We start from the raw sequence: 24,271 nt of genomic DNA on the forward strand, positions 1-24,271 counted from the left end.
CACTCAGTGGCCGGGTCAAGTTCTGTTGCATATGTCTGGAAACTTCACCGATTTCCGACTTTCTTGTAGGCAGTTTCCCAAGCATACTCCCGACCTCCGCTTGGTGGTTGCGTCCTTGGGAAACCCTGCCTAGTCTTCGCCGGTCGTCGCACATCGACGACACGGATTAGCAGTCCGAATGGCTAGTGCACTCCAGCGACGCTTGTAATGGCGGCTGTGCGTGTGGGCACCTTCGGGTGCGCCGGGTCTCCTAGCCCTCGGTCTGCTAACCCACGTACAGCTGCCACCCACTCGTTTAGCGGCGAGTCGGTGACGGCATCACCCGGCTAGGAGTTACACCATGAAAAAGCTCGTCCCCGATCCACCCCCGATCCTCTGCGTCGGCCCCGGCCTCTCTCATGAAGACGCCATCCAGCGGGCAACCGAACACCTCGTCAAAGCCATCCAGTACGCCGCCTGCCTTCCCGACCTGCCAATGACCGCCACCAGGAATTGCTCAGTGACGCGTTGCTGAACATGAGGATTTGCAAAGCATTGCTGACGCTGTCGGTGTCAGCTTCGCCGCTGACCGTAGCGGTATGAAAAAAGGCCGCGGAGCAAACCTCCGCGGCCTTTGCGTTCAGGCGCTGCGTGCGATCAGTGCGCAGCCGCCAGCTTGGCGCTGGTCTGCCGCCGGCGATACGCACTGTCCCGGGTCGCCAGCCAGTAGTACAGCGGCGAGGTGACCAGCAGCCCGACCAGCCACGACAGGTCGGCGCCATCGATATGCGCCGAGACCGGGCCGACATACAGCGGGGTGTTCATGAACGGAATCTGCACCAGGATGCCGATGGCGTAGGCCAGCAGCGCCTGCGGGTTGTAACGGCCATAGATGCCGCCATCGACCTTGAAGATCGAGGCGATGTCGTAGTCGCCCTTGTGGATCGCATAGAAGTCGATGAGGTTGATCGCCGTCCACGGCACCAGCACCACCAGCAGCACCAGGACCATATCGACGAAGTGGCCGATGAAGTCCGCCGAGGCGAACACCGCCACTACGCAGCAACCCAGCAGCACCACCAGCGACAGCACCGCACGGCTTTTCGCGGTAGGGATCCAGCGATACGCGAAGGTCTGCACCAGGGTGATCAGCGACAGCACCGCGCCATACAGGTTGAGAGCGTTATGGCTGATCACGCTGAGCAGGAACAGCACCAGCATCAGCGGGCCGATGGCGCCGGTGGCGAGCTTGACCGCGTCCATGCTGTCCATGCCGGCCGGTACCGCCAGTACCGCGACGGCACCGAACGCGAAGGACAGGCTCGAACCCAGGGCCGAGCCCAGGTAGGTGGTCCAGAAGGTCGCCGCCACTGGCACGTTGGCCGGCAGGTAGCGCGAATAGTCGGACACGTAAGGGGCGAAGGCGATCTGCCACAGCGCGGCGAGCGACACCGTAGCCAGCCAGCCGGACAGATTGAAGCTGCCGCGGGTGAGGAAGTCATCGGACTGCACGTGGCTGAGGATGTAGCCGAAGCCGACCACGATACCGATGCCCAGTACCCAGGTGCCGATGCGGTTGAGTACGTGGATGAAGCGGTAGCCGATGATGCCGATGATTCCCGAGCCGAGGGCGCCGATCACGATGCCCACCGGCACCGGGATGCTCTCGGCCACGCCATGCAAGGACTTGCCGGCCAGGACGATATTGGAGGCGAAGAAGCCGATGTACATCAGGCCGGCGATCACCACCACCAGCAGGGCGCCGAGGGAGCCGAACTGGGCGCGGCTCTGGATCATCTGCGGGATGCCCATTTGCGGGCCCTGGGCCGAATGCAGGGCCATCAACACACCGCCGAGCAGGTGGCCGACGAGGATCGCGACGATGCCCCAGACCAGGTTCAGGTGGAACAACTGGACCCCGAGGGCCCCGGTGACGATGGGCAACGGCGCGATATTGCCGCCGAACCAGAGGGTGAACAGGTCCCGTACCTTTCCATGGCGATCTTCGGGGGGCACGTAGCCGATCGTGTGTTTCTCGATAAGCGGTGCGGATGACGCAGCGTTGGTCATGACGGACTCCAAGGCAAGGATGAGCACGCTTGGCGCACTTCGTTTTTGTAGGAGGCCGATCTTGAGGGGGCTGGGGCGGGGACGAAATTAGTAAATATGTGTTCTGATGCGTTAAAAAAACTGGGGGGCGCCTCGGTGCCTGTGAGAGCTGGCCAGTGATGAGGCCGGGTTGGGCAATGATGTTGTCAGACCTGGCCTCATCGCTGGCAAGCCAGCTCCCACAGTGACCGCGTCGGCCACAAATCCTATGGTCAACACCTACCCTGTAGGAGCTGGCAAGCCAGCTCCCACAGTGACCGCGTCGGCCACAAATCCTGTGGTCAACACCTGCCCTGTGGGAGCTGGCTTGCCAGCGATTGGGCCCTCAAGAGCACAGAAGAACTCAGACCCCTTTGGTCGACGGCAGCAGCACCGTCAGGATCCCCAGCAACGGCAGGAACGAGCACAGGGTGTACACCTCGGTGATCCCGTGCAGGTCGGCCAGGTGGCCGAGCAGCGCGGCGCCGATGCCGCCGAAGCCGAACATCAGGCCGAAGAAGATGCCGGCGATCATGCCGACGTTGCCCGGCACCAGTTCCTGCGCATAGACCACGATGGCGGAGAACGCCGAGGCCATGATGAAGCCGATGATCACGCTCAGCACGCTGGTCCAGAACAGGTCGGTGTAGGGCAGCGCCAGGGTGAATGGCGCGGCACCAAGGATGGAGAACCAGATCACCGCTTTGCGGCCGATGCGGTCACCGATCGGCCCGCCGAAGAAGGTTCCCGCCGCCACTGCACCGAGGAACAGGAACAGGTGCAGTTGCGAGCTGGCTACCGACAGGTCGAATTTCTCGATCAGGTAGAAGGTGAAATAACTGGTGAAGCTGGTCATGTAGAAGTACTTGGAGAACACCAGCAGCGCGAGGATCACCAGGGCGAAGGTCACCCGGCGCCTGGACAGGCCGTGGGTGGCCTTGCTGCCGGCCTTGAGCTTGAACAGGCTCAGGTGGTGGCTGTACCAGCGGCTGAGCTTGTACAGGACGAACATCGAGAACAGCGCCACCAGGCCGAACCAGGCGGTGTGGCCCTGGCCGTAGGGAATGATGATGGCAGCGGCCAGCAGCGGGCCGAAGGCCGAGCCGGCGTTGCCGCCGACCTGGAAGGTCGATTGGGCCAGGCCGAAGCGCCCTCCCGAGGCCAGGCGGGCGATGCGCGAGGCTTCCGGATGGAAAGTGGAGGAACCGATGCCCACCAGTGCCGAAGCCAGCAGGATGGCGCCGAAGCTGCCGACGAAAGCCAGCATGATGATGCCGACCAGCGTGCAGATCGAGCCCACCGGCAGCAGCCATGGCTTGGGATGGCGGTCGGTGTGGTAGCCGACCCAAGGCTGCAGCAGCGAGGCGGTGAGCTGGAAGGTCAGGGTGATCAGGCCGATCTGGGTGAAGCTCAGGCCGTAGTTGGCCTTTAGGATCGGGTAGATCGACGGTAGCACCGCCTGGATCAGGTCATTGACCAGGTGGGCGAGGGCGCAGCCGGCGATGACCTGCATCACCAGCTGGCTGCCGGGGCTGGCAGTGGATGTGGCTGAAAGAGGGGGAGCTGCACTGGTTGTTGTAGTGGACATACGGGACCTTCCGGAAATAACTCGACACACAAGGACGAAGCGAGCCTATCCTAGGCCGCCGGGCAAGCCCTGTCTCGCGCGATTGGGACAACGGCTGTCGGGAAACGGGCAAGATGATCAGACCGCTGCACGAAGTCGTTCGCGATATCGACCGCAGTCACTGGCGCCTGGTCAGCGGCGCCACCGCCCCGGCATCATCAGCGTCTACGCCCCGGATGGCGGCCCGCCGCTGTTGCAGGTCAGGTCGGAAGCAGAGCGTGCTGGTCTACCAGGACTTCAACCTCGACGGGATCAAGGACCTGGCCCTGATGGAGGGGGACGAGGCGGTGCTGCTCTATCCGGAAAAGGACGGTGAACGCATCGAGCTGGACGGACAGCTCCCACAAGGTTCTGAGCTGCGCATGCGGTCCCTGTGGGAGCTGGCTTGCCAGCGATGAGGCCATAAGGCCCACCACGAATTCCGGATCAGTAGGCGTAGCGCAAGGTCGTCATGAAGTTGCGCGGAGCCCCGTACAACCCCGCCGCCGTGGTCGTCAGGTACTCCTTGTCGAACAGGTTGTTGACATTCAATGTAGCCGACAGCGACGGGCTGATCTGATAGCGCGCCATCAGGTTGGCGATCGTATAGCTGCTCTGGGTGGTGGCATAGCTCAGGGCGTAGCCGGTCTCGCTCTGCCAGTTGACCCCGCCGCCCACGGTCAGCCTGTCCAGTTCCCCGGGCAGCCGATAGGTGGTGAATAGCTTGACGCTGTTGCGCGGGATCTCGGTGACGATGCGCTCGTCATCCGCGTTGAAGCTGACGCTGTACGAGTAGCCCCCGGTAACCTGCCAGCCTTCGAGAATCTCGCCGTTGACCTCCAGCTCCAGCCCTTCGCTGGTGGTGCCGCTTTCCGCCTTGTAGGCCTGGAAACCGTTGGGCTGCAGCCGGCCGCCGTCGGCCACGGCAAGGTTGTCCTGCTCGACGCGGAACAGTGCCAGGCTGGCATTCAGGCGATCTTCAAGAAAGCCGGCCTTGATCCCCACTTCGTAACCCGTGCCTTCCTGCGGATCCAGCGGAGTGCCGTTGACGTCGCGGATGTTGGCGTTCTGCGGGTTGAAGATCTGCGTGTAGCTGGCATACGCCGTCCAGGTGTCGTTAAGGTCGTAGACCAGCCCGGCATAGGGGATGACGATGCCGGTCTCGGTGCGTTCGGCCTTGGTCACCGCGCCGGTGCTGTACAGCCGGCTCCTGCTGTCGCGGTTCCAGTCCACCACCCGCGCGCCGAGGATCAGGCTGGCGGCGTCGGTCAGGTGCCAGCGCGAGGTGAGGTACGCGGCGTACTGGGTTTCGGTCAGGTCGCTTTCGCCGAGCTTGTTGAACACCGGCTTCGGCGTGTGGCCGTCCCAGGTGAAAATATTGTCGATGCTCCCGGCGTAGCCCGAACTTGCCCGCTGCCAGCCGCCGTAGTTGGCGGTACCGCGCTCCTCGATGCGCGACAGGGTGACGCCGCCGATCAGCTCATGCTCGTGGCCGAACAGTTCGAAGCCACCGGTGAGGTAGGCGTCGATATTGTCCTGGGTCGGCGCGGCCTGCCAGCGGGTCGGCATGATGTAGGCGCCGCTGCCGTCGGCCATGTCGACTTCGCCGTCCATGTAGGCAACCACCGTGTCGTAGTCGTTGCGCGCGTGGCTGTACTCCAGCTTGCCGCTCCAGCCGTTGGCGAAGTGGTGTTCCAGGGAGGCAAACACGGTGCTCTGCTGGCGATCATAGTAGGACCAGTCCGGCGAGGTGTTGAACGAACGCTTGAAGTCGGTACGCGCACCGTCAGTGGTGAACAGCGGGAAGCCGGTGCGCATCGGTGCGTTGCTGTGGGTGACCTGGTAGCTGAAGCCGGCGGTGAGCAGGGTGTTCTCGTTCAGGTCCACCTCGCCGATGCCGTAGAGGGTGCTCAGTTCCTGGCTGAAACGGTCGATCCAGGCGTGCTGGTCCTTCTGCTCGGCGACGAAGCGGCCGCGCACGTTGCCGGCGTCGTTGAGCGCGCCGCCGACGTCGAGGCTCAGGCCATAGCGATCCCAACTGCCGGCTTCGGCGCTGATCAATACCTGCGGCTCGACCGTGGGCCGCTTGCGGATCAGGTTGATGGTCGCAGACGGATTGCCCAGGCCGCTGACCAGGCCGGTGGCGCCGCGCACCACCTCGACGCGGTCGTACATGGCGGTGTTCTGGGTGTAGTTGTCCATGCGCGACGAGGTCGGCACGCCGTCGATCTCGAAGTTGCTGATGGCGAAGCCGCGGGACAGGTAGGCGGTGCTGTCGGCGCCGAGGCTTTCGCGGATCACGGTGATGCCGGCGGTGGCGTCGAGGGCGTCGGTGAGGTTGTCGAGCTTCTGGTCTTCGAGGCGCTGGCGGGTCAGCACGGTGATCGACTGCGGGGTTTCCTTGAGCGACAGGTTCAGGCGCGTCGAGCTGCTGGACGACTCGGTGGTGTAGGAGCCGGAACCTTCGGTGGTGGAGCCCGGCGCCTTGCCGGAAATGCTCAGGGCGGTGAGTTCCATAGCGCCGTTGCTGGCCGCGGCGCGGGGCATCAAGACGTAACCGCCATTGGTTTCGCGACGGGCCTGCAGGCCACTGCCTTCGAGCAGGCGGGCCAGGCCATCGTCCACCGAATACTCGCCTTGCAGGCCGGGCGAGGTCAGCCCCTGGGTTTGTTCGCTGGGGAAGGAAAAGGTCACTCCGGCGCGGGAGGCGAACTGGCTCAGGGCCAGGCCGAGCGGGCCGGGGGCGATATCGAAGCGCGCCACCTGGGTCTGCGCCGTGGCCACGCCGGGCAGCACCAGCACGGGGCTGGCGAGCGCCCCCAGCAGGGCTAGATGGACGGCGCGGGCCAGGGGGCTTGCGGCTTGCTTGGCAAAACGGGACATGCGGATTTCCTTCGGTTGGCATGGCAGACATGCGGCAGTTATCGCCGCTTCAGTGCATGGCCGGATGAGAATGAAAATCGGCAACCCCAATGGAGAAAGTTCTTCTACGCAGCATCGAGGCGCACCCAGTAGCGGGTTAGGTAGCGCACCCGGACGGGCAGGGCGGTGGCGAGGTTTTCCAGTACGGTATCGGTGTCGTCGAGGCGGAAGGCGCCGGTGACCTTGAGCCCGGTCACGCTGTCGGCGCAGGTCAGGTAGCCGCGACGGTAGCGGCCCAGTTCGCCGAGCAGGCGCTGCAGCGGCCAGTCGACGGCCATCAGCATTCCTTGGATCCAGGCGTCGCTGGCGTCGGCCAACGGTGTGACCGGCTGGAGATGCCGAGGGTCGAAGCCCGATTGCTGTCCGGCTTCGACCCGTCCCATGGTCGCCGGCGTGCTGGCCGGGCGCAGTTCCACTGCGTTTTCGAACACCTTCACCTCACTGCGCCCGTCATGGCTGTACACGCTGAAGCGGGTGCCGAGGGCGCGCACGCTGCCTTGCGGGGTGTGTACCAGCAGCGGCCGGTTGGCCGGGTCCTTCGCGGTTTGCAGCAGCAGTTCGCCGCGGTGCAGGCGGATCTCCCGTAGTGAACTGCCGTAATGAACATCGACTGCGCTGTCGGTGTTGAGGATCAGCTGACTGCCATCGGCCAACTGCAACTCGCGGCGCTCGCCCTTGTCCGTGCGGTACTGGGCCATGCGCGAGGACAGCGGCTCCAGTGCTTGCAGGCTGGCTCCCGTGGCGCCGGCCATCAGCAGCAGGCCGAGGACCTTGCTCACTGCACGCCGGCGCGCCCGCACATCGGCCAGCGCGGGCAGGGCCAGTTCGGGGGAGAGCAGGGCCAGGCGCTGTTGCAGTTGCTCCACCTGGGCCCAGGCTTTGGCGTGCCTCGGGTCGTCGGCCAGCCAGTTGCGCCAGGCCTGGCGTTCCTGCTCGCAGGCCGGCGCGGCACTGAGGTTGACGTACCAGGTGGCGGCGGCTTCCAGCACTTCGCGATCTAGCATCGATCAGCCTTGGGCCAGCAGCAGGCAATGGGTGATAGCGCGGACCATATGCTTCTTCACCGTGGTCACCGATATCCCGAGACGCTCGCCGACTGCGACGTAGCTCAGGCCCTCGAGCTGCACGGCGAGGAAGATGCTACGGGTGCGCTCGCCGAGTTCGTCGAGCATGGCGTCGACGGCGGTCAGGGTCTCGATGATCAGCAGGCGGGTTTCCGGGGAAATGTCCGTGGCTTCCGGGCGCAGGGCCAGGACGTCGAGGTAGGCCTGCTCGACGGCGCGGCGGCGGAAACGGTCGATCATCAGGGCGCGGGCGATGGCGCTGAGGTAAGTGCGCGGCTCGCGGATCGCCTCGACATTGCGCGCGCTGAGGACACGGACGAAGGTGTCCTGGGCCAGGTCCGCAGCATCGCTGGAATTGCCCAGGCGCATGCGCAGCCAGGTGTTCAGCCAGCCGTTGTGCTGCTGGTAGAGGTGGTGCAGGGCGGAGGAGTCGGACATGGCGGGGAAGGTTATTGAGAATTATTCGCTGTATTGTTGGCGAAAAGGGGCCGCAATAACAAGGCTTCAGGAATAGGTTGCCGCCGAGGCCCTATCGCTGGCAAGCCAGCTCCCACAGGGACAGCACTGCTCTCAAGAACAGTGGTGAACCTGTGGGCTTGCCAGCGATGAGGCCCTGAAGAACGACACACGCTTAATGCGGCCACGCCTCCACCAGGAAATCCCGCACCGCCTTGATCCGCGCACTTTCCCGCAACGAACGGTGGGCACACAGCCACACCTCGCGGGTCAGCCCGGGCATGTCCAGCACCAGTTCCAGTGTCGGCGTCAGTTTCGCCGTGCGTTTTTCCACGATGCCGAGCCCGGCCCCGGCGATTACCCCGTCGTAGATTCCGAGGGTCTGGTTGCAGCGCAGCCACGGCGGGGGGGCGCCGTCGAGGCCTTGCCACCAGGTTTCCAGGTCCTGGTCCAGGCGTGACTCCTCCAGGCCGACGAAGTCGAGGTTGGCCCAGTCCCGCGCGGCGAGCGCCGGGCGGTGACGGTCCAGGTAGTGGCTGGCGCCGTATAGCGCGAATTCGATCTCGCCCAGGGGCTCGGCGACCAGGTCGCGGGTTTCCGGCTCGGCATAGCGCAACGACAGGTCGGCCTCGCGTCGCGCCAGATTGACCGGGTGTGGCGTGGTCAGCACCTCCATGTCCAGCAGCGGATGGCGCGGGCGGATCGGTGCGAGCAGGGCGATCACCAGGAACGACAGCCACTCGTCGGCATTCACCCGCACCGTGCCTTCCACGTTCTCTGGCGAGTCTGCCTCGCGCAGGATCTCGTTGGCCGCGCCTTCCATTTGCTCGGCCAGGCCGGCGATACGCTGGCCGAACGCAGTGGGCAGGCAGCCGGTGGAACTGCGCTCCAGCAACTGCCCGCCGAGCTGTTCTTCCAGCGCATCCAGGCGCCGCGACAGCGTAGCGGTGCTCAGGCGCAGGCGCTGGGCCGCGCGTTTGAGGTTGCCGGAGCGAACCACGGCAAGCAGGACGTGCAGGTTGTCCCATTCGAGGCGTTTCATATTTGCAACCAGTGCTTGGGATATTGGCTGTTGAGGTACGGAAATGTAGGTCATAAGCTGGCCGGGTTCAAACCTTTCCAGGAGTCATCCTATGACCACCGAAAAGACCCTGCTCACACGCATCGTCCATGCGCTGGGCTTCGAATTCTTCGCCGTGCTGCTGTGCGCACCGACCATCGCCCTGGTGATGGGCAAGCCGCTGATGAGTGCCGGGCTGCTGACCCTGGCCATTTCGGTCACCGCCACCTTGTGGAACATGCTCTACAACGTCCTCTTCGACCGGCTGCAGCTGCGCATGGGCTTCAAGCGCACGCCATGGGTACGGATCGCCCATGCCCTGGGTTTCGAAGGCGGCCTGATCCTCGCCGTGGTGCCGGCGGCAGCGTGGTGGCTGTCGATCGGGCTGGTGGAGGCGTTCCTGATGGAGGTGGGCTTGCTGGTGTTCCTGCTGCCGTATACCTACCTGTACAACCTGGGCTTCGACCGGTTGCTGGAGCGGCGGCGGGGTAAGGTCGGGAAGCTGGTGTGCGGCTGAGGGCCCCATCGCTGGCAAGCCAGCTCCCACAGGGCCCTGTGGGAGCTGGCTTGCCAGCGATGAGGCCAGTGAAGTCTCAACTGTCCTTGCGGAAACACAACACCTTCGAAACCAGCTTCTGACAAACCTCTCCAGCCTGGTTACGGGTCAACGACTCCACCACCACAAACCCCCGGTCCGGCTTCGACCGCGACGGCAACAGCTCCAGCACCGTGCTGGTGACCTTGAGCACATCCCCCGGCCGGGTTGCCCTTGGCCAGCTGATCTCCCCGCCAGCCCCGATCACCCCGCGTGACAATGGCAGGCTTTGCACCAGCAGTTTCATGGTGATCGCCGCCGTGTGCCAGCCACTCGCGGCGAGCCCCTCGAAGTAGGTTTCCTTGGCGGCATCTGCCTCGATATGGAAGGGTTGTGGGTCGAATTCTGTAGCGAAACGGATGATCTGCTCGGCGTCCAGCGCATGTTCCTCGCTGACAAAAACATCGCCAACCGCCAGGTCATCCAGATAGATTGTCTTTCCTGCTGGCATTTTTCCGGTCCCCTTGAGCTTCACGAGTCAGGGGTCCATCCTCCGGCTCCACAGCCCGCCATTCAACCCCCGACGGCCCTTATGAGCGTTGAATCACACGACACCCGCGACAACGACTGGCTGCACATGCGCCGCGACGCGGAAACCGGGATCGAGAGCGTCCATGCGCATTTCGAGGGCCATGCCTACGATCCCCATGACCACGACGAAATGCTGCTGGGCGTGACCCAGCAGGGCGTGCAGCAATTCAGTTGCCACCGTTCGCTGCACGTGAGCACGCCGGGCCGGGCCATCCTGATCGAGCCCGGTGCCGTGCATGACGGTCATGCCCCGGAGGCCGAGGGCTTTACCTACGCCATGCTGTACCTGCCGCAGCCCTTCGTCAGCAGCATCACCGAGCGCCTCGGCATGGGCGATGCGTCCAGCCTGCAGGCGGCCTTCCATAGCACTCTGACCGACGATGCGCAGCTGATCGCCGCGATCCAGCAGGCGTTCCTTGCCCTGCACAACAACGAGGGGCGGCTGGCGCGAGACCAGGGCATTGACCACCTGCTCGGCACGCTGGCGCGTCATGTCTGCCTCAAGCCGGCTTCGCTGCGCCGCGACTCGCCGCAGGAACTGCAACGGGCACGGGATTTCCTGCACGCGCAGATGGCCTATGACGTCAGCCTCGAAGAGCTGTCGACCTTCTCCGGCGTCGATCGGTTTCGCCTGACCCGGCAATTCAAGAAAGCCTTCGGCCAGTCTCCTCACGCCTACCTGGTGCGCCTGCGCCTGCGCACCGCACGGGCCCTGTTGGCGCGCGGCATGAAACCGGCGGAAGTGGCAGCGCAGACCGGCTTCTCCGACCAGAGCCATCTCGGCGTATGGTTCCGCCGTGCCTTTCGCATGACTCCGGCGGCTTATCGCCGACAGTGCACAAACCTTACAGACTGACCCGCCTCCCGACTCCGATCATGGCGCCTCGCCTTTGATTTGGAGTTTTCCCGATGTTCGACAGCAAAGTAGCCATCGTCGTGCGCAACGACCTTGCCACCTGGCAGCGCCTGAATGTGGTGGCCTTCCTTTCCACCGGTATCGCCGCTGCCGCGCCCGAGGTCATGGGCGAGCCCTATGTGGATGCCGCCGGCAACCGCTACGGCAAGCTGTTCGGCCAACCGATGATGATCTTCGAAGGCGACCTGGCCGGGTTGCAGAAGGCGCATCGTATCGGCCTGGAGCGCGGCCTGACCTTGTCGCCCTACGTCCAGGCGATGTTCGCCACCGGCCATGACGCGGCCAATCGCGAAGTGTTCCTCGCCGAGGATCCGTCCAGCCTGAACCTGGTGGGCCTGGCCCTGCGCGGGCCGAAGAAGGCCGTGGACAAGGCGTTGAAGGGGCTCGCATTGCATGGCTGAGTTCAGTGGGATGAGTACGGTGACGCTGTGGGGCTTCTGGTGCTTCGCCATGGTCTTCGTGGTGATTCCCGGCCCGGACTGGGCCTATGCGATCGCCGAAGGGCTGCGCGGCAAGGGTGTGATGGCGGCAGTAGCCGGGTTGCTTGCCGGCTATGTGGCCTTGACGCTGGTGGTGGCGGGCGGCTTCGAAGTGCTGGTGGTGGGCAACACCACCTTTGTCACTGGCTTGAGCCTGGTGGGCGCGGCCTATCTGGCCTGGCTCGGCGTGGGGCTGTTGCGCAATCCGCCGGTGGCGCAGGCGGGGGCCGAGGCGGGAGCGACGAGCCGGCTCGGACAGTTCGTGCGTGGTGCGCTGGTCAGCGGGTTGAATCCGAAGGGCTTCCTGTTCTTCGTCGCCTTTGTCCCGCCCTGGACCAATCCCCAGGCGGGGCTGGGCATCGCCGGGCAGATCGTGGTGCTGGGGCTGATCTACACGGCCAGTTGCGCGGTGGTGTATTCGTTGGTCGGCCTGGGCGCCGGGGTGGCGCTGCGCTCGCGGCCAGTGGCGACGCGCCTGGTTGGTAGAGTGTCGGGCGCCGCGATGCTGGCACTGGCGGTGATGCTGGTGTGCTCGGAGAGCGGGTTGGTGTGATGTTGATAGTGATGGCCTCATCGCCGGCAACGCCGGCTCCCACAGGTTGCGCGTGCACCGCTGGACCCTGTGGGAGCCGGCGTTGCCGGCGATGAGGCCCTGACAGTCACCAGACAACATGCCTTGGCAACGCTTCCCTAATGCATATAATGCGAACCACTCCCATTCGCATACCCTGACGCTCATGCCCGATTCCACCTCCAATCCCGAACTGATCGGGGCCCTGGCACTGCATTACGATGATCTGGTCGCCTATATCCGCCGGCGCTTCCAGGGCAGCCAGTTCGCCCGCGAGGTGGTGCATGACGTCTGCGTGCAGTTGCTGGAGAAGCCCCCGCAGCAGCCGGTGAGGCTGCCGTTCGCCTTCCTGCGCAAGGTGTCCTTCAACAAGGCCATCGACCGCCGCCGCGCCGATAACAGCCGTGCGGCGTTGATCGATTTCACACCGGACGTCCCCGACTGGCATGTGCACGACCTCGACGGCGCCGCCAGCCTCGACTTCGAGCAGCAACTGCATGCTTTGCTGGCCATCGTCGACAGCCTGCCGGCCCGGGCCCGCCAGGTGTTCCTGTTGCACCGCATTCACGGCATGCCACAGAAGGAGATCGCCGCCGAGCTGGGCATTTCCCTGAATATGGTCACCCAGCATTTCTCCCGCGCCATGCACACCATCGCCCGCCAGTGGGAACCGGCCCGCCGGGCGCTGGCGACGGCATGACAGACGCCCGCAAACCCGCCGATGCCCTGACGCCTTTCGAGCAGGCCCTTCGCGAGCGCGTCCCGTCCCGCGAAGCCCTGCTGGCCGAAGCCAAGGCCCAGAGCACCCGCCAGCGCCAACGCAAGCGCGCCCTCGGCGGCGGCCTGTCGGTGGTGCTGCTGGCTGCAGCGGCCTGGGCCTTCGATCCGTCGTACTACAGCGACGAGCTGCGCGTCGCCATCGGTCAGCGCGAGCGCCTGACCCTGGCCGACGGCAGCCAGCTGGTCCTCGACAGCAACAGCCACCTGCGCATCGAGCACCGCCTGCGCAGCCGCCAGTTCGAGCTGCTGCAGGGCGAAGCGACCTTCACCGTGGCCCACGGCCCGCAACCTTTCATCGTGCGCAGCCAGGGCATCGCCGTGCGCGATATCGGCACCGTATTCAATGTGCGCAGCGACAGCCGCGGCGTCGCCGTGGCAGTGGTGGACGGCGAGGTGGAGGTCTCCAGCACCGCTGTCGCTGCACAGCGTCTGCTCGGTGGCCAGCAGGTGCAGGCCAGGGACGCGCAGATCGGCCAGGTCACCCCGGTGGACCCGGCCAGGGTCATCGCCTGGCAACAGGGCAAGCTGCGCTTCGACGGCACGCCGTTGCGTGAAGTGATCGTCGACCTGCAACGCTATCGCCAGGCGCCGATCCTCCTGCTCGACAGCCGGGCTGCCGGCCAGCGGCTTTCCGGTGAATTCGACAGTGCTGCGGTGGAGCCGCTGCTCGACCTGCTGCCGTCGATCCTGCCGATCAATGTGCAGCGTGCTGCCGATGGCCAGGTGTCGATCCGCAGTCGTTGATGGAAAAGAGAATATTTTTCATTCCTGGCCTCAACATTTTTCCGGTCCCATTCGCCACTCCCTGTGAGCGTCGATTCAGAACGCGTTTTTCGACTGCACTATCGGGGAGTCCAATGAGCATCCACACCACATCGCGTCGCTTGCGCCGCCTGTCATTGCTGGCCGTCAGCATCACCCTGGCAACCAGCCTGCAAGCCCAGGAGGCCCGGCATGCCGTGAGCCTGCCGGCCCAGCCGCTGGACCAGGCCCTGAATGCCCTGGCCGGGCAGACCGGGGCGCGCATCTTGTTCGCCACCGACAGCGCCGAGGGTCTTCAGGCGCCGGCCCTGAGTGGCGACGTCACGGTGGAGCAGGCCCTGCAACGGCTGCTGCGTGGCAGCCGGTTGAAACTGCAGAGAACCGGGGACGGCAGCTACCTGGTGTCCAGCCCGGCTTCGGCCGACGACGGTGCGCTGCAACTGGACGCCACCAGCATCAATGCCAGCGGCCTTGGCGCCACCAGCGAGCCTACCGGCTCCTACACCACCGGGACCATGAGCAGCGGCACCAAGCTGGCCCTGACCCCGCGGGAAACCCCGCAGTCGGTGAGCGTGGTGACCCGCCAGCGCATCGAGGACCAGGCCATGACCACCCTCGGCGATGCGGTGAAGTACACCACCGGCCTGACCCTGACCAAGTGGGGCGGCGAGCGCGAGCGCTTCAACTCCCGGGGCTTCCAGCTGAACAACCTGATGGTCGACGGCATTCCGGTGGCTTACGACGAAGCCAGCCTGTCCACCGGTCTGTTGTCCATGTACGACCGGGTCGAAGTGGTGCGTGGCGCCTCGGGCCTGATGGAGGGCGCGGGTTCCCCGGGCGGCTCGATCAACCTGGTGCGCAAGCGGCCCACCGGAACCTTCCAGGGCAGCATCACCGCCGGTGCCGGCAGTTGGGACGACTACCGCGGTGAACTGGACCTGAGCGGCCCGCTCAATGCCAGCGGTACCCTGCGCGGGCGCACCGTGCTGTCGCTGCAGGACCGCAACTCCTATATCGACGACTACCAGAACCGCCGCAGCCTGTTCTACGGCGTGCTCGAAGCCGACCTCGACGACGCCACCACGCTCGCCGTGGGCTACAGCTGGAGCCAGGACAACAACCCCGGCGCCGATTGGAACGGCCGCGGCACCAATGCCGATGGCAGCTTCCTCGATATTTCCCGCTCGACCCGGATGAGCCCGAGCTGGTCGTACTGGGACAAGGAAAGCAGCACGGTCTTCGCCGACATCACCCACCGCTTCGCCAACGACTGGACGGCGAAGTTCGCCGCCACCGCGCTGCAAAGCCAGATGGACATGTTCGGTTCCTACCTCTATCGCCCGGACGAAACCTCCCGCGACCTCGGTTTCGGCTTCGGCAAGTACCACTACGAAAACACCCAGGCCAGCCTCGACGGCTATGCCAGCGGTCCGTTCGAACTGTTCGGGCGCAGCCATGAACTGGTGGTGGGCGGCAGCTACCGCCAGCAGGATATCGACGACGGCCCTGGCGGCTGGCCCCTGGGCTTCGTCTACGAGTTCGACCCGCTGGCGTTCGATGGCAAGGGCGTGCCCAAGCCTGGCATCACCGATGCCTGGTCGCGGGACGGCAAGATCGACCAGTCCAGTGTCTACTTCACCGCGCGCTTCAGCCTGACCGACGCCCTGAAGATGGCCGCAGGCGGGCGCCTGGACTGGTACGCCTACGAGCTGACCACCCACTCCGGCACCTGGACCGGCAACGACGAGTACAAGGCGACCCGGGAATTCACCCCCTACCTGGGCTTCACCTACGACCTCAACGACACCTACACCGCCTATGCCAGCTGGACGCGGATCTTCAATCCACAGAACTACAACAGCGCCGGTGGCGGCCTGCTGGATCCGCAGGAAGGCAGCAACTACGAGGTCGGGCTCAAGGCGGAGTACTTCGACGGGCGCTTGAATGCCAGTGTCGCGCTGTTCCAGATCGACCTGGAAAACCTGCCGGTGCAGCTGGATGCCGCCACCTGCGGTGCCATGCCGGACTGCTATGGCGCGTCGGGCGAGGTGCGCAGCCGGGGCGTCGAGTTCGAGGTCAGCGGCGAAGTGCTGCCGGACTGGCAACTGTCGGCCGGCTACACCTACAACTACGCCAAGCACCGCAAGCCCAATGACTATGCGCCGATCGGCACCCAGTCCAGCGGCGAGCGCTACGGTACCAACCTGCCGCTCAACCTGTTCAAGCTGGCCACCAGCTACCGCCTGCCGGGTGACTTGAACCGCTGGAAGGTCGGTGGCGGTCTGCATGTGCAGAGCGATATCTACACCAGCGCGGGCATCGAGCAGGGCGGTTACGCGGTGACCGACCTGTTCGCCAGCTACGATGTCGACCGGCACCTGACCCTGAGCCTGAACGCCAACAACATCTTCGACCGCGACTACTACTCCAGCATCATGACCACCGTTGGCGGCAATTTCGTCGGTGATCCACGTAACTACATGGTGACGGCCAAGTACCGCTTCTAACGCGCAAGAGTGCTTTCGGGCCCCATCGCAGCGATGGGGCCATCAGCAATCAGCGTGCATCCACCAGCCGGATACTGTCTCGGCCACCGCGCTTGGATTCATACAGCGCCGCATCGCTCTGTTCGATCAGCGCTGCCAGGCTGGCCGGCGGGTATTCGAACAGGTTGGCGCCAATGCTCAGGGTCACCGGCTCCGGCGTGGCGAAGGCCGAGGCCTGCTGGCGGAAGCCCTCGCGCAGGGTGCTGCCGAGGGCGACGATGCGCTCGCTGGAGGCATTGCCCAGCAGGATCACGAACTCGTCGCCGCCCAAGCGTGCGGCCAGGGCGTCTTCCGGCAACCCGTCAAGGATCATTTCGCCCAGGCTCACCAGCAGCCGATCGCCCGCGGCATGGCCGTACAGGTCGTTGACCAGCTTGAAGTTGTCGATATCGATCAGCAGCAGTGCGCCTGGCTGCTGCACCGAGACGTTTTCCAGCAGGCGTGGCGCGCGAACCTCCAGGGCGCGGCGGTTGTACAGGGTGGTCAGCGGGTCGCGGGCGGCGAGGCGGGCGATGCGCTTTTCCCGGCGGTAGCGTTCGCTGCCGGTCATCGACAGGGCGATCAGCATCAGTGCCACGGCGCCTTCCACCAGGGAGATCTGGATGATTTCGCCGCGGAAAGACGCCAGGTCGAGCAGGGTCCCCGGGACCATCGCCAGGCACGCCTTGAGTATGTAGAACAGGCCGTGACCGAGCATCACATAGCGCAACTGCACGGCGCCGACGCTGAGGGACCTGCCGTGAGGCCGCAGCAGGGCACTGGCGCGCAGGGCCAGGACGCCCACCAGGCCGGCATTGAAGAAGGTCATGACCTTGGACCACCACTGGTCCTCGGGGAGCAGGAGCAGCGCGCCCCACAGCACGAAGATCAGGTACCAGGCCCGCGACAGGCGGGTTTCGGTGAAGCGTGCCACACCCAGGAGGAACAGCCAGTGGGCGGTCACCAGCAGGCCGTTGGCGAACCAGATACCCAGCACCAGCAGGCCGTTGCTGCGCATCAGGGCCAGGGTCGAGCCGATGGTGATGGTGGCGAAGCCGGCGCTCCAGAACAGCAGCGAGTTTTCCCGCACGCTGCCCCATTCGATCGCCAGGTAAAGCGCGGCGGTTGCGGCGAGAACGACGGTGAGGACCAGCATGGTAGGGGGATCGAGCGCCATGTACTGACGGGACCTTTCTTGTTAATTACGAATGGGGCGGGATTGTAAGCTGTTGAAACGTTTTTTCGGAGCGTTGTGGCTGTTTTGTCAGGTGTGTTTCGTCGTTGTGGCTGATGGCCTCATCGCTGGCAAGCCAGCTCCCACAGGGTTCTGAGCTACGACTGGGACCCTGTGGGGGCTTGCCAGCGATGAGGCCATTAGCCACTACATCGATCCATGTCCGTCCCCACCCCCCGATTGTCCGTATACCGCCCCCCGCCACGGTTGTCCCTTCGTGATCCCTTGCCAAGATGGACAACAAGGACTTTCGCCGTCGGAGGAGGATGCCATTGGGTATGCTGGCCCGGGATTCAACTGCCGTCGAGGCCGTGCGCTTCGACCGCTTCATCGTTCATATCGGGCAACGCCTGCTGTTGGCTGACGGCCAGCCGCTGCGCCTGGGCGGGAGGGCGCTGGACATTCTCCTGGTGTTGCTGGAACACGCCGGCAACGTGGTGGACAAGCACACCCTGCTGGCCCGGGTCTGGCCCGACAGCGTGGTCGAGGACATCAACCTGCGGGTGCATATTGCCGCCCTGCGCCGGGCCCTCGGCGAGGGCTTCATCATCAACCTGCCCGGCCAGGGCTATCGCTTCGCTGCGCCGGTTTTGCCGGCAGAGCATGCCGCCGTGCTCGCGCCTGATGTGCCGACGGGCAACCTGCCCACCCGCCTGAGCGGCATCGTTGGTCGCGACGAGGAGCTGGCGAACCTGGCGCCGTTGCTGGCCCGGCGCCGCCTGGTGACCCTTACCGGACCGGTCGGCGTGGGCAAGACCCGACTGGCCCTGGCCGCCGCGCAGGAGCAGGGCGGACATTGGCGCGATGGCGTGTGGCTGCTGGATTTCGCCCGTGGGCAATGCGCGGACGAGGCGTTGGCGGGGTTGCTGCAGGACATGGGCCTGCAAGCGAACCCTGCGTGTGCCCTTGGCGGCCTGCCAGCCCTTTTGCAGCAGCGCCGCCTGCTGCTGGTGCTGGACCATTGCGAAGCCCACCCCGGGTTCAGCCGCCGCTTGGTCGAAGCCTTGCTCGCGCTGGCGCCGGGAGTGAGCCTTATGCTGACCTGCCGCGAAGCGCTGCGCATCCGCGGCGAGACCGTGGTCTCGGTAACGCCCCTGGCGGTCCCCCCTGGCAACGATGCGTGCAGCATCGAGCAATTCATGAATTATGCGGCGGTGCGTCTGTTCGTTGGCTGTGCCCGGGCCCGGCAGCCGGATCTCCAGCTGCGCCCGCAGGATCTCAAGACCGTTCGCGACATCTGCCGGCAGCTTGATGGCTTGCCCCTGGCCCTGGAACTGGCCGCAGCGCAGATCGAGGTGTTCGCCCTGGTCGGCCTGCGCGCGCAGTTGAGCGAAGGCTTGCAGGTACTCAATCGTGGCCGGCGCACCGCCGATGCCCGGCATCAGTCGTTGAAGGCGGCGCTGGACTGGAGTTTCCAACGCCTGGGCAGTGAAGAGCAGCACGTCCTGCGCTGCCTGGCCACCCTGGGCCGCGGGTTCAGCCTGGAGCAGGCGGTGCACCATGGCTCCAGGGTCGGCCTGGGTCCGCTGGTGACCGCTCGCGCGGTGCAGCGACTGGCCGCCAGTTCGATGCTGGCGCACGACCCTGGATCCGCGCGTTATCGGTTGCTCAACAGTACCCGTTGGTACCTTCAAGAGGCGGCTGCCTCCTATCACCCGGCCCCGGCGTAGCTACCGGCCTGGGGTTCGCGTTGCGCCAGGCGTTCCATCAGTTGCTGCGCGCGGAGCAGTTCGGCGGTGGCGAAGCCTTCCTTGAAGCGTGCATGCACTGCTGGCAGCAGTTGCCGCGCCGGTTGCGGCCGGCCATCTTCCAGCCACAAGCCGGCGAGGGCGGTGGCGCTGCGCAACTCCCAGGCCAGTGCCCGTTGCTTGCGCGCCAGGCCCAGGGCCTTGAGCAGCAGGTTCTCGGCCTGCTGGCGCGCCTGGGCAACACCTTCGGGCAATTGCGCTGCATAAGCGCACAGCAGGGCGGCGCTGGCCCAACCGGCAGCACCGCTCTGCGCCCGTTGCAACAGGGCGCTATCCACCCGGCCCGGGACCAGGGTGGCGAGCAGGTCGCCGATCAGGCCGCCGGCCGGGCCCGCTGGCGCCGCGTCAGTCATTGCGAAGGCCCAGGCATAGTGCTCGGACCACTCGCGGAACAGCCCTACCGAATGGCGCTGCGACTGCTCGCGCAGCAGGCGCACCCGTTCCTGCGCCAGCGCGTGTTCGCCGTTGTACCAGGGAATGACGCAGCCGCTAAGGGCGAGGGTGTAGCACAGGGTGGTGCCGTGGTCGATCTGCTGCGCCAGTTCCAGTGCCTGGCTGGCGCTGCAGGCCGCCTGCTCGGGCAGGCCCTGCAGCCAGAGAATCCGCGCTTGCAGGGTCAGGGCCGCGACGCTTTGGTCGTATTGCACGCCGAAGCCATGGGTAAAGCGGTTGAGCCGGCCGCTTTGGGCCATGCGTTGCAGGGCGGCGTCGGACTCGCGCCGGGCGCCGTCCTGCGCGCCGCTGAAGTGCAGGCCCAGGCCGCGCAGGCGCTGGGCGCTGAGGGCCAGTTGCGGATCGTGGTCGAGGCCGCGCCGGTCGAAGTCATGGCTCAGTTGCAGGGCGTGCTGGTACTCGCCGCGGCTCAGGTACACCGCCATGTTCCCGGAAATCGCCCGGAGCAGGCCGGGCAGGTCGCCGTTGGCTTGCGCCAGGCGCGCGGCACTGGCGAAGGCATCGAGGGTCTGCGGTGTACCGCCGTGGTCGTGGTAGCTGAAGGTACCCATGGCCAGCTTGAGGTTGATCGCCAGGCTGCTTCCCGGTTGGGTATCGGTTTCCAGGCGCAGCAGGGCCTTGCGGATATGCCGGCCATGCTCGGACAGCAACGACAGCTCTTGCCACAACGGGGCCGAAGCGGCAGTCAGGCGTGCGGCCAGCAGGCCCGCTTCGGCATTGGCGAAGCCCCATTCCAGCGCGCCGCGCAGATCGTCGAGGCTGCGTGAATAACGTTCCAGCCATTGCTCGGGGCTGGTCCTGGCCCACTCCCGTTCGGCCTGTTGCATGATCGCCAGGCAGCGCTCGGCATGCCGCTTGAGCGTCCCGGCCAGTTCGCCGGCCTGCTGCAGCTTGTCCAGGGCGTAGCAGCGGGTGGTGTCGAGCATCCGGTAAAACACCTCTTCATCGCCGACATCGACATTCAGCAGCGACTGGCTGACCAGTTGGCTCACCGCATCGCGCACCTGGTCCGGGGCGAGGCGCTCGTCGGCGGCCAGGGTCATGGCCGAGGCCAGGCTGAAACCGCCACGGAACACGCTGAGGCGGCGCAGCACGGTGCGTTCGCTGTCTGCCAGCAACTGGAAGTTCCAGTCGAGAGTGGCGCCGAGCAGGTGCTGGCGGCGTTCATCGCCCTGGCCCGGCAACAGGTGGCGACGCAGGTCGGCGAGCAGGGCGTCCGGGCCGAGTACCGCCAGTTGCGCAGCCGCCAGTTCCAGCGCGAGCGGGATGCCGTCCAGATGTCGGCAGATAGCGACCACCGTGGCCAGGTTGGCGGCATCCAGTTCGAACTGCTCCTGATTGGCGATGGCACGCTCGACGAACAACTGCACGGCGCCGTACTTCAAGGCCTGCGCCGGATCCCCGGCAGCCTCGGGCGGCGGGCATTCCAGGGCATCCAGGCGCAGTACCGCCTCGCCCTCGGCGCGCAGGCTTTCGCGGCTGGTCACCAGGACCTGCAACTGCGGCGCGCCACGCAGCAGGTGCTCGCAGAGGCTGGCCACCGAATCGACCAGGTGTTCGGCGTTGTCGATCACCAGCAGCAGGTGGCGGCCGCGCAAGTGCTCGCACAGGGCGTCCAGCGGCGCCTGGTCGGGCAGGGCGAGGCCGAGCACGCCGGCCAGGTTGCCGAGGATGGTGGACGGTGTGCCGAGCGTGCTCAGGTCGAGCAGACGGATACCGTCGCGGTACAGCCCTATCGACTGCTCGGCGACGCGCAGGGCCACGGTGGTCTTGCCGATCCCGCCCGGGCCGGCGAGAGTCAGCAGGCGCTGGCGCGACAGTTGCCCGAGCACCTGGTTGACCAGCATCTGCCGCCCGATCAGGCGGGTGCGGCGCAATGGCAGGTTGTGCGAGGCCGGCGCCGGCGCCTGGGAATCCTCCTCTTGCGCAAGCAGTGGCGCGACGAAACTGTAGCCGCGCTGGGCCACGGTAATGATGTAGCGCTGGCCGTCCTGGCCATCGCCCAGGGCCTTGCGCAGGGCCGCGATATGGACCCGCAGGCTGATCTCCTCGACCACGGTATCCGGCCACACCCGGGCCATCAGCTCGCTTTTGCCCAGCACTTCGCCGGGGCGCTCCAGCAACGCCAGGAGCAGGTCCATGGCGCGCCGGCCGAGGCGCAGGGGCCGGTCGTTCTCGACGATCAGGCGCTGGCCTGGAAAAACCCGATAAGGGCCGAACTTCACGGCCTGTTCACGGTGACGGCTCACATCCTGCTCCCGACGCTGTTCCGACTATCGGCACGAGCCTTGGCAAGGCTCTGGCCTGTGGTTTTCCAGCATGTTGGGGAGGTTTTTCCGACAAGGCAATGCCTGCTTGAACCTTGCAGGCCTTTCGCGGCGACTAGGCTTGTCAGGCTTCGCTGTCAAAGCCCTACGGGGCGAGGGGGAATAATTAACAACGATTAACTCGTGTATCCCCCGTCCGCCCTCAAGAATTCCGCAAAAACCCCATCGGAACGTCCACCATGACTGACCACGATGACCGCAACGACCCGACCCGGCGCCGCCTGCTCGCCGCCGGATCCCTCCTGACCGCCGCAGCGACCCTGCTGCCGCGGTTGTCCTTCGCCTCACTCACTCCAGACCAGGGACCCGCAATGAATGCCGATCTGATTCTGTTCAATGGCCGCTTCCATACCGTGGACCGGGAAAAACCCGAAGCCAGTGCCGTGGCGATCAAGGACGGGCGCTTCGTCGCCGTCGGCACCGACGCCGAAGCCATGGCCACCCGCGGCAGCGCCACCCGGGTCATCGACCTCAAGGGACGCTGCGCCATCCCCGGCCTCAATGACTCGCACCTGCACCTGATCCGCGGTGGCCTGAACTACAACCTGGAGCTGCGTTGGGAAGGCGTGCCGTCCCTGGCCGATGCCCTGCGCATGCTCAAGGACCAGGCCGAGCGTACGCCGAGCCCGCAGTGGGTACGGGTGGTCGGAGGCTGGAACGAATTCCAGTTCGCCGAAAAGCGCATGCCCACCCTGGAGGAAATCAACCAGGCGGCACCGGACACCCCGGTGTTCATCCTGCACCTCTACGACCGCGCCTTGCTCAACCGTGCTGCGCTGCGCGTGGCGGGCTACACCAAGGACACGCCGAACCCGCCGGGCGGCGAGATCGTCCGTGATTCCCGTGGCGAGCCGACCGGCATGCTGGTGGCCCGACCGAACGCGATGATCCTCTACTCGACCCTGGCCAAGGGGCCGAAGCTGCCCCTGGAGTACCAGATCAACTCGACCCGCCAGTTCATGCGCGAGCTCAACCGCCTCGGCCTGACCAGCGCCATCGACGCCGGCGGCGGTTTCCAGAACTACCCGGACGACTACGAGGTGATCGAGCACCTGGCCAAGGAAGACCAGTTGACGGTGCGTATCGCCTACAACCTGTTCACCCAGAAGCCCAAGGAGGAGCTGGCCGACTTCAAGAACTGGACCGGCAGCGTCAAGCTGCACCAGGGCGACGACATGCTGCGGCACAACGGTGCCGGCGAGATGCTGGTGTTCTCCGCTGCCGACTTCGAGGACTTCCTCGAACCACGCCCGGACCTGGCGCCGTCCATGGAGCAGGACCTGGAGCCGGTGGTGCGCCATCTGGTCGAGCAGCGCTGGCCGTTCCGCCTGCACGCCACCTATGACGAGTCCATCAGCCGCATGCTCGACGTGTTCGAGAAAGTGAACCGCGACATTCCGTTCAACGGCCTGCCCTGGTTCTTCGATCATGCCGAGACCATCACCCCGCGCAATATCGAGCGGGTGCGGGCGCTGGGCGGCGGTATCGCGATCCAGGACCGCATGGCTTTCCAGGGCGAATACTTCGTCGATCGCTACGGTGCCAAGGCCGCCGAAGCCACGCCGCCGATCAAGCGCATGCTGGCCGAAGGCGTGCCGGTGGGGGCCGGGACCGACGCGACCCGGGTGTCCAGCTACAACCCGTGGACCTCGCTGTACTGGATGGTCAGCGGCCGTACCGTCGGCGGCCTGGCCCTGCACCAGGAAGGCCTGCCGCGTTCCACCGCGCTGGAGCTGTTTACCCATGGCAGCGCCTGGTTCTCTTCCGAGCAGGGCAAGAAGGGCCAGATCAAGGTCGGCCAACTGGCCGACGTGGCAGTGCTCAGCGCCGACTTCTTCAGCGTCGAGGAAGAGGCGATCAAGTGGATCGAGTCGCTGCTGACCGTGGTCGGCGGCAAGGTGGTCTATGGCGCGGGCGAGTTCGACGGGCAGGGGCCGAAGGACATCCCGGTGCTGCCGGACTGGTCGCCGGTGGTCAAGGTCCCGGGGCACTGGCGCCCGGCCTCGCCGTTGCAGGCCCAGGTGCACCAGTGCAGCGGGCCGTGCGCGGTGCATGCGCATACCCATGAACGGGCGCGCCTGTCCAATGTGCCGGTCAGCGATTTCCAGGGCTTCTGGGGCGCGTTCGGCTGTTCCTGCTTCGCTTTCTGAGTTCCACCCCGGCGCAGGCAGGGGC

Annotated in this window: 20 protein-coding genes; 11 read left to right on the forward strand and 9 right to left on the reverse strand. The window is 65.7% G+C overall.

Features of this window, described 5'->3' with window-relative positions:
- The first annotated feature begins 340 nt into the window (after window positions 1-340).
- Window positions 341-514 (forward strand): hypothetical protein, encoded by a 174-nt coding sequence (locus N7650_RS05935; RefSeq protein WP_279897370.1) that lies wholly within the window; start codon window positions 341-343, stop codon window positions 512-514.
- Between the two features lie 122 nt (window positions 515-636).
- Here the strand turns inward: N7650_RS05935 and N7650_RS05940 are convergent, their stop codons facing one another.
- Both N7650_RS05940 and N7650_RS05945 read right to left on the reverse strand, forming a co-directional pair.
- Complete coding sequence (locus N7650_RS05940) at window positions 637-2,049, reverse strand: cytosine permease (RefSeq protein ID WP_009407227.1); 1,413 nt, start codon at window positions 2,047-2,049, stop codon at window positions 637-639.
- A gap of 382 nt (window positions 2,050-2,431) precedes the next feature.
- A complete protein-coding gene (locus N7650_RS05945; RefSeq protein ID WP_037062396.1) occupies window positions 2,432-3,655 on the reverse strand; it encodes an MFS transporter in 1,224 nt (407 codons plus the stop codon).
- Between the two features lie 113 nt (window positions 3,656-3,768).
- On the opposite strand from N7650_RS05945, the gene N7650_RS05950 reads away from it, so the two are divergent.
- The gene (locus tag N7650_RS05950) at window positions 3,769-4,092 is read left to right on the forward strand and encodes a hypothetical protein (protein ID WP_279897371.1); all 324 of its coding nucleotides are present in this window, start codon (window positions 3,769-3,771) and stop codon (window positions 4,090-4,092) included.
- Between the two features lie 28 nt (window positions 4,093-4,120).
- Here N7650_RS05950 and N7650_RS05955 read toward each other — a convergent pair whose 3' ends face one another.
- The 4 genes from N7650_RS05955 to N7650_RS05970 form a co-directional block, all read right to left on the reverse strand.
- Window positions 4,121-6,556, reverse strand: a complete 2,436-nt coding sequence (locus N7650_RS05955; protein WP_279897373.1) for a TonB-dependent siderophore receptor — start codon at window positions 6,554-6,556, stop codon at window positions 4,121-4,123.
- A 104-nt stretch (window positions 6,557-6,660) separates the two neighbouring features.
- The gene (locus N7650_RS05960; RefSeq protein ID WP_009407909.1) at window positions 6,661-7,599 is read right to left on the reverse strand and encodes a FecR domain-containing protein; all 939 of its coding nucleotides are present in this window, start codon (window positions 7,597-7,599) and stop codon (window positions 6,661-6,663) included.
- 3 nt (window positions 7,600-7,602) lie between these two features.
- Window positions 7,603-8,097, reverse strand: coding sequence for a sigma-70 family RNA polymerase sigma factor (locus N7650_RS05965; protein WP_009407908.1), 495 nt, complete (start codon window positions 8,095-8,097; stop codon window positions 7,603-7,605).
- A 193-nt stretch (window positions 8,098-8,290) separates the two neighbouring features.
- On the reverse strand, window positions 8,291-9,157 hold the full coding sequence (locus N7650_RS05970) for a LysR family transcriptional regulator (protein ID WP_279897377.1): 867 nt from the start codon (window positions 9,155-9,157) through the stop codon (window positions 8,291-8,293).
- A 91-nt stretch (window positions 9,158-9,248) separates the two neighbouring features.
- Between N7650_RS05970 and N7650_RS05975 the strand changes: the two genes are divergently transcribed.
- Complete coding sequence (locus N7650_RS05975) at window positions 9,249-9,692, forward strand: multidrug/biocide efflux PACE transporter (protein ID WP_009407906.1); 444 nt, start codon at window positions 9,249-9,251, stop codon at window positions 9,690-9,692.
- Between the two features lie 76 nt (window positions 9,693-9,768).
- Here N7650_RS05975 and N7650_RS05980 read toward each other — a convergent pair whose 3' ends face one another.
- Window positions 9,769-10,245 (reverse strand): MaoC family dehydratase, encoded by a 477-nt coding sequence (locus tag N7650_RS05980; protein ID WP_009407905.1) that lies wholly within the window; start codon window positions 10,243-10,245, stop codon window positions 9,769-9,771.
- 57 nt (window positions 10,246-10,302) lie between these two features.
- Between N7650_RS05980 and N7650_RS05985 the strand changes: the two genes are divergently transcribed.
- From N7650_RS05985 to N7650_RS06010, 6 genes are all read left to right on the forward strand, one after another.
- A complete protein-coding gene (locus N7650_RS05985) occupies window positions 10,303-11,157 on the forward strand; it encodes an AraC family transcriptional regulator (protein ID WP_279897379.1) in 855 nt (284 codons plus the stop codon).
- A gap of 53 nt (window positions 11,158-11,210) precedes the next feature.
- Window positions 11,211-11,618, forward strand: coding sequence for a DUF2000 family protein (locus tag N7650_RS05990; protein WP_279897380.1), 408 nt, complete (start codon window positions 11,211-11,213; stop codon window positions 11,616-11,618).
- A complete protein-coding gene (locus N7650_RS05995) occupies window positions 11,611-12,249 on the forward strand; it encodes a LysE family translocator (protein ID WP_279897382.1) in 639 nt (212 codons plus the stop codon). Before N7650_RS05990 ends, N7650_RS05995 begins: the two co-directional genes overlap by 8 nt.
- A gap of 184 nt (window positions 12,250-12,433) precedes the next feature.
- A complete protein-coding gene (locus tag N7650_RS06000; protein ID WP_279897383.1) occupies window positions 12,434-12,967 on the forward strand; it encodes an RNA polymerase sigma factor in 534 nt (177 codons plus the stop codon).
- The gene (locus N7650_RS06005) at window positions 12,964-13,791 is read left to right on the forward strand and encodes a FecR domain-containing protein (protein WP_279897384.1); all 828 of its coding nucleotides are present in this window, start codon (window positions 12,964-12,966) and stop codon (window positions 13,789-13,791) included. The genes N7650_RS06000 and N7650_RS06005 overlap by 4 nt, the downstream gene beginning before the upstream one ends.
- Before the next feature lie 113 nt (window positions 13,792-13,904).
- Window positions 13,905-16,316, forward strand: coding sequence for a TonB-dependent siderophore receptor (locus N7650_RS06010; RefSeq protein ID WP_279897385.1), 2,412 nt, complete (start codon window positions 13,905-13,907; stop codon window positions 16,314-16,316).
- Between the two features lie 49 nt (window positions 16,317-16,365).
- Here the strand turns inward: N7650_RS06010 and N7650_RS06015 are convergent, their stop codons facing one another.
- On the reverse strand, window positions 16,366-17,511 hold the full coding sequence (locus tag N7650_RS06015; RefSeq protein ID WP_279897386.1) for a GGDEF domain-containing protein: 1,146 nt from the start codon (window positions 17,509-17,511) through the stop codon (window positions 16,366-16,368).
- Between the two features lie 335 nt (window positions 17,512-17,846).
- On the opposite strand from N7650_RS06015, the gene N7650_RS06020 reads away from it, so the two are divergent.
- On the forward strand, window positions 17,847-19,238 hold the full coding sequence (locus tag N7650_RS06020; protein WP_279897399.1) for a winged helix-turn-helix domain-containing protein: 1,392 nt from the start codon (window positions 17,847-17,849) through the stop codon (window positions 19,236-19,238).
- On the opposite strand, the gene N7650_RS06025 is transcribed toward N7650_RS06020, so the two are convergent.
- Window positions 19,220-22,018, reverse strand: coding sequence for a winged helix-turn-helix domain-containing protein (locus N7650_RS06025; RefSeq protein ID WP_279897388.1), 2,799 nt, complete (start codon window positions 22,016-22,018; stop codon window positions 19,220-19,222). The genes N7650_RS06020 and N7650_RS06025 overlap by 19 nt on opposite strands.
- Window positions 22,019-22,407: 389 nt before the next feature.
- On the opposite strand from N7650_RS06025, the gene N7650_RS06030 reads away from it, so the two are divergent.
- On the forward strand, window positions 22,408-24,246 hold the full coding sequence (locus N7650_RS06030) for an amidohydrolase (protein WP_064304305.1): 1,839 nt from the start codon (window positions 22,408-22,410) through the stop codon (window positions 24,244-24,246).
- Window positions 24,247-24,271: the final 25 nt, after the last annotated feature.

The sequence above is a fragment of the Pseudomonas sp. GD04058 genome (assembly GCF_029836855.1).
Taxonomy (GTDB): Bacteria; Pseudomonadota; Gammaproteobacteria; order Pseudomonadales; family Pseudomonadaceae; genus Aquipseudomonas; species Aquipseudomonas bharatica.

Excerpts from the sequence above, each read along its gene's own strand:
- N7650_RS05935 (WP_279897370.1), top strand. The coding sequence starts at position 341 with ATGAAAAAGCTCGTCCCCGATCCACCCCCGATCCTCTGCGTCGGCCCC.
- N7650_RS05940 (WP_009407227.1), bottom strand. The coding sequence starts at position 2,049 with ATGACCAACGCTGCGTCATCCGCACCGCTTATCGAGAAACACACGATC.
- N7650_RS05945 (WP_037062396.1), bottom strand. The coding sequence starts at position 3,655 with ATGTCCACTACAACAACCAGTGCAGCTCCCCCTCTTTCAGCCACATCC.
- N7650_RS05950 (WP_279897371.1), top strand. The coding sequence starts at position 3,769 with ATGATCAGACCGCTGCACGAAGTCGTTCGCGATATCGACCGCAGTCAC.
- N7650_RS05955 (WP_279897373.1), bottom strand. The coding sequence starts at position 6,556 with ATGTCCCGTTTTGCCAAGCAAGCCGCAAGCCCCCTGGCCCGCGCCGTC.
- N7650_RS05960 (WP_009407909.1), bottom strand. The coding sequence starts at position 7,599 with ATGCTAGATCGCGAAGTGCTGGAAGCCGCCGCCACCTGGTACGTCAAC.
- N7650_RS05965 (WP_009407908.1), bottom strand. The coding sequence starts at position 8,097 with ATGTCCGACTCCTCCGCCCTGCACCACCTCTACCAGCAGCACAACGGC.
- N7650_RS05970 (WP_279897377.1), bottom strand. The coding sequence starts at position 9,157 with ATGAAACGCCTCGAATGGGACAACCTGCACGTCCTGCTTGCCGTGGTT.
- N7650_RS05975 (WP_009407906.1), top strand. The coding sequence starts at position 9,249 with ATGACCACCGAAAAGACCCTGCTCACACGCATCGTCCATGCGCTGGGC.
- N7650_RS05985 (WP_279897379.1), top strand. The coding sequence starts at position 10,303 with ATGAGCGTTGAATCACACGACACCCGCGACAACGACTGGCTGCACATG.
- N7650_RS05990 (WP_279897380.1), top strand. The coding sequence starts at position 11,211 with ATGTTCGACAGCAAAGTAGCCATCGTCGTGCGCAACGACCTTGCCACC.
- N7650_RS05995 (WP_279897382.1), top strand. The coding sequence starts at position 11,611 with ATGGCTGAGTTCAGTGGGATGAGTACGGTGACGCTGTGGGGCTTCTGG.
- N7650_RS06000 (WP_279897383.1), top strand. The coding sequence starts at position 12,434 with ATGCCCGATTCCACCTCCAATCCCGAACTGATCGGGGCCCTGGCACTG.
- N7650_RS06005 (WP_279897384.1), top strand. The coding sequence starts at position 12,964 with ATGACAGACGCCCGCAAACCCGCCGATGCCCTGACGCCTTTCGAGCAG.
- N7650_RS06010 (WP_279897385.1), top strand. The coding sequence starts at position 13,905 with ATGAGCATCCACACCACATCGCGTCGCTTGCGCCGCCTGTCATTGCTG.
- N7650_RS06015 (WP_279897386.1), bottom strand. The coding sequence starts at position 17,511 with ATGGCGCTCGATCCCCCTACCATGCTGGTCCTCACCGTCGTTCTCGCC.
- N7650_RS06020 (WP_279897399.1), top strand. The coding sequence starts at position 17,847 with ATGCTGGCCCGGGATTCAACTGCCGTCGAGGCCGTGCGCTTCGACCGC.
- N7650_RS06030 (WP_064304305.1), top strand. The coding sequence starts at position 22,408 with ATGAATGCCGATCTGATTCTGTTCAATGGCCGCTTCCATACCGTGGAC.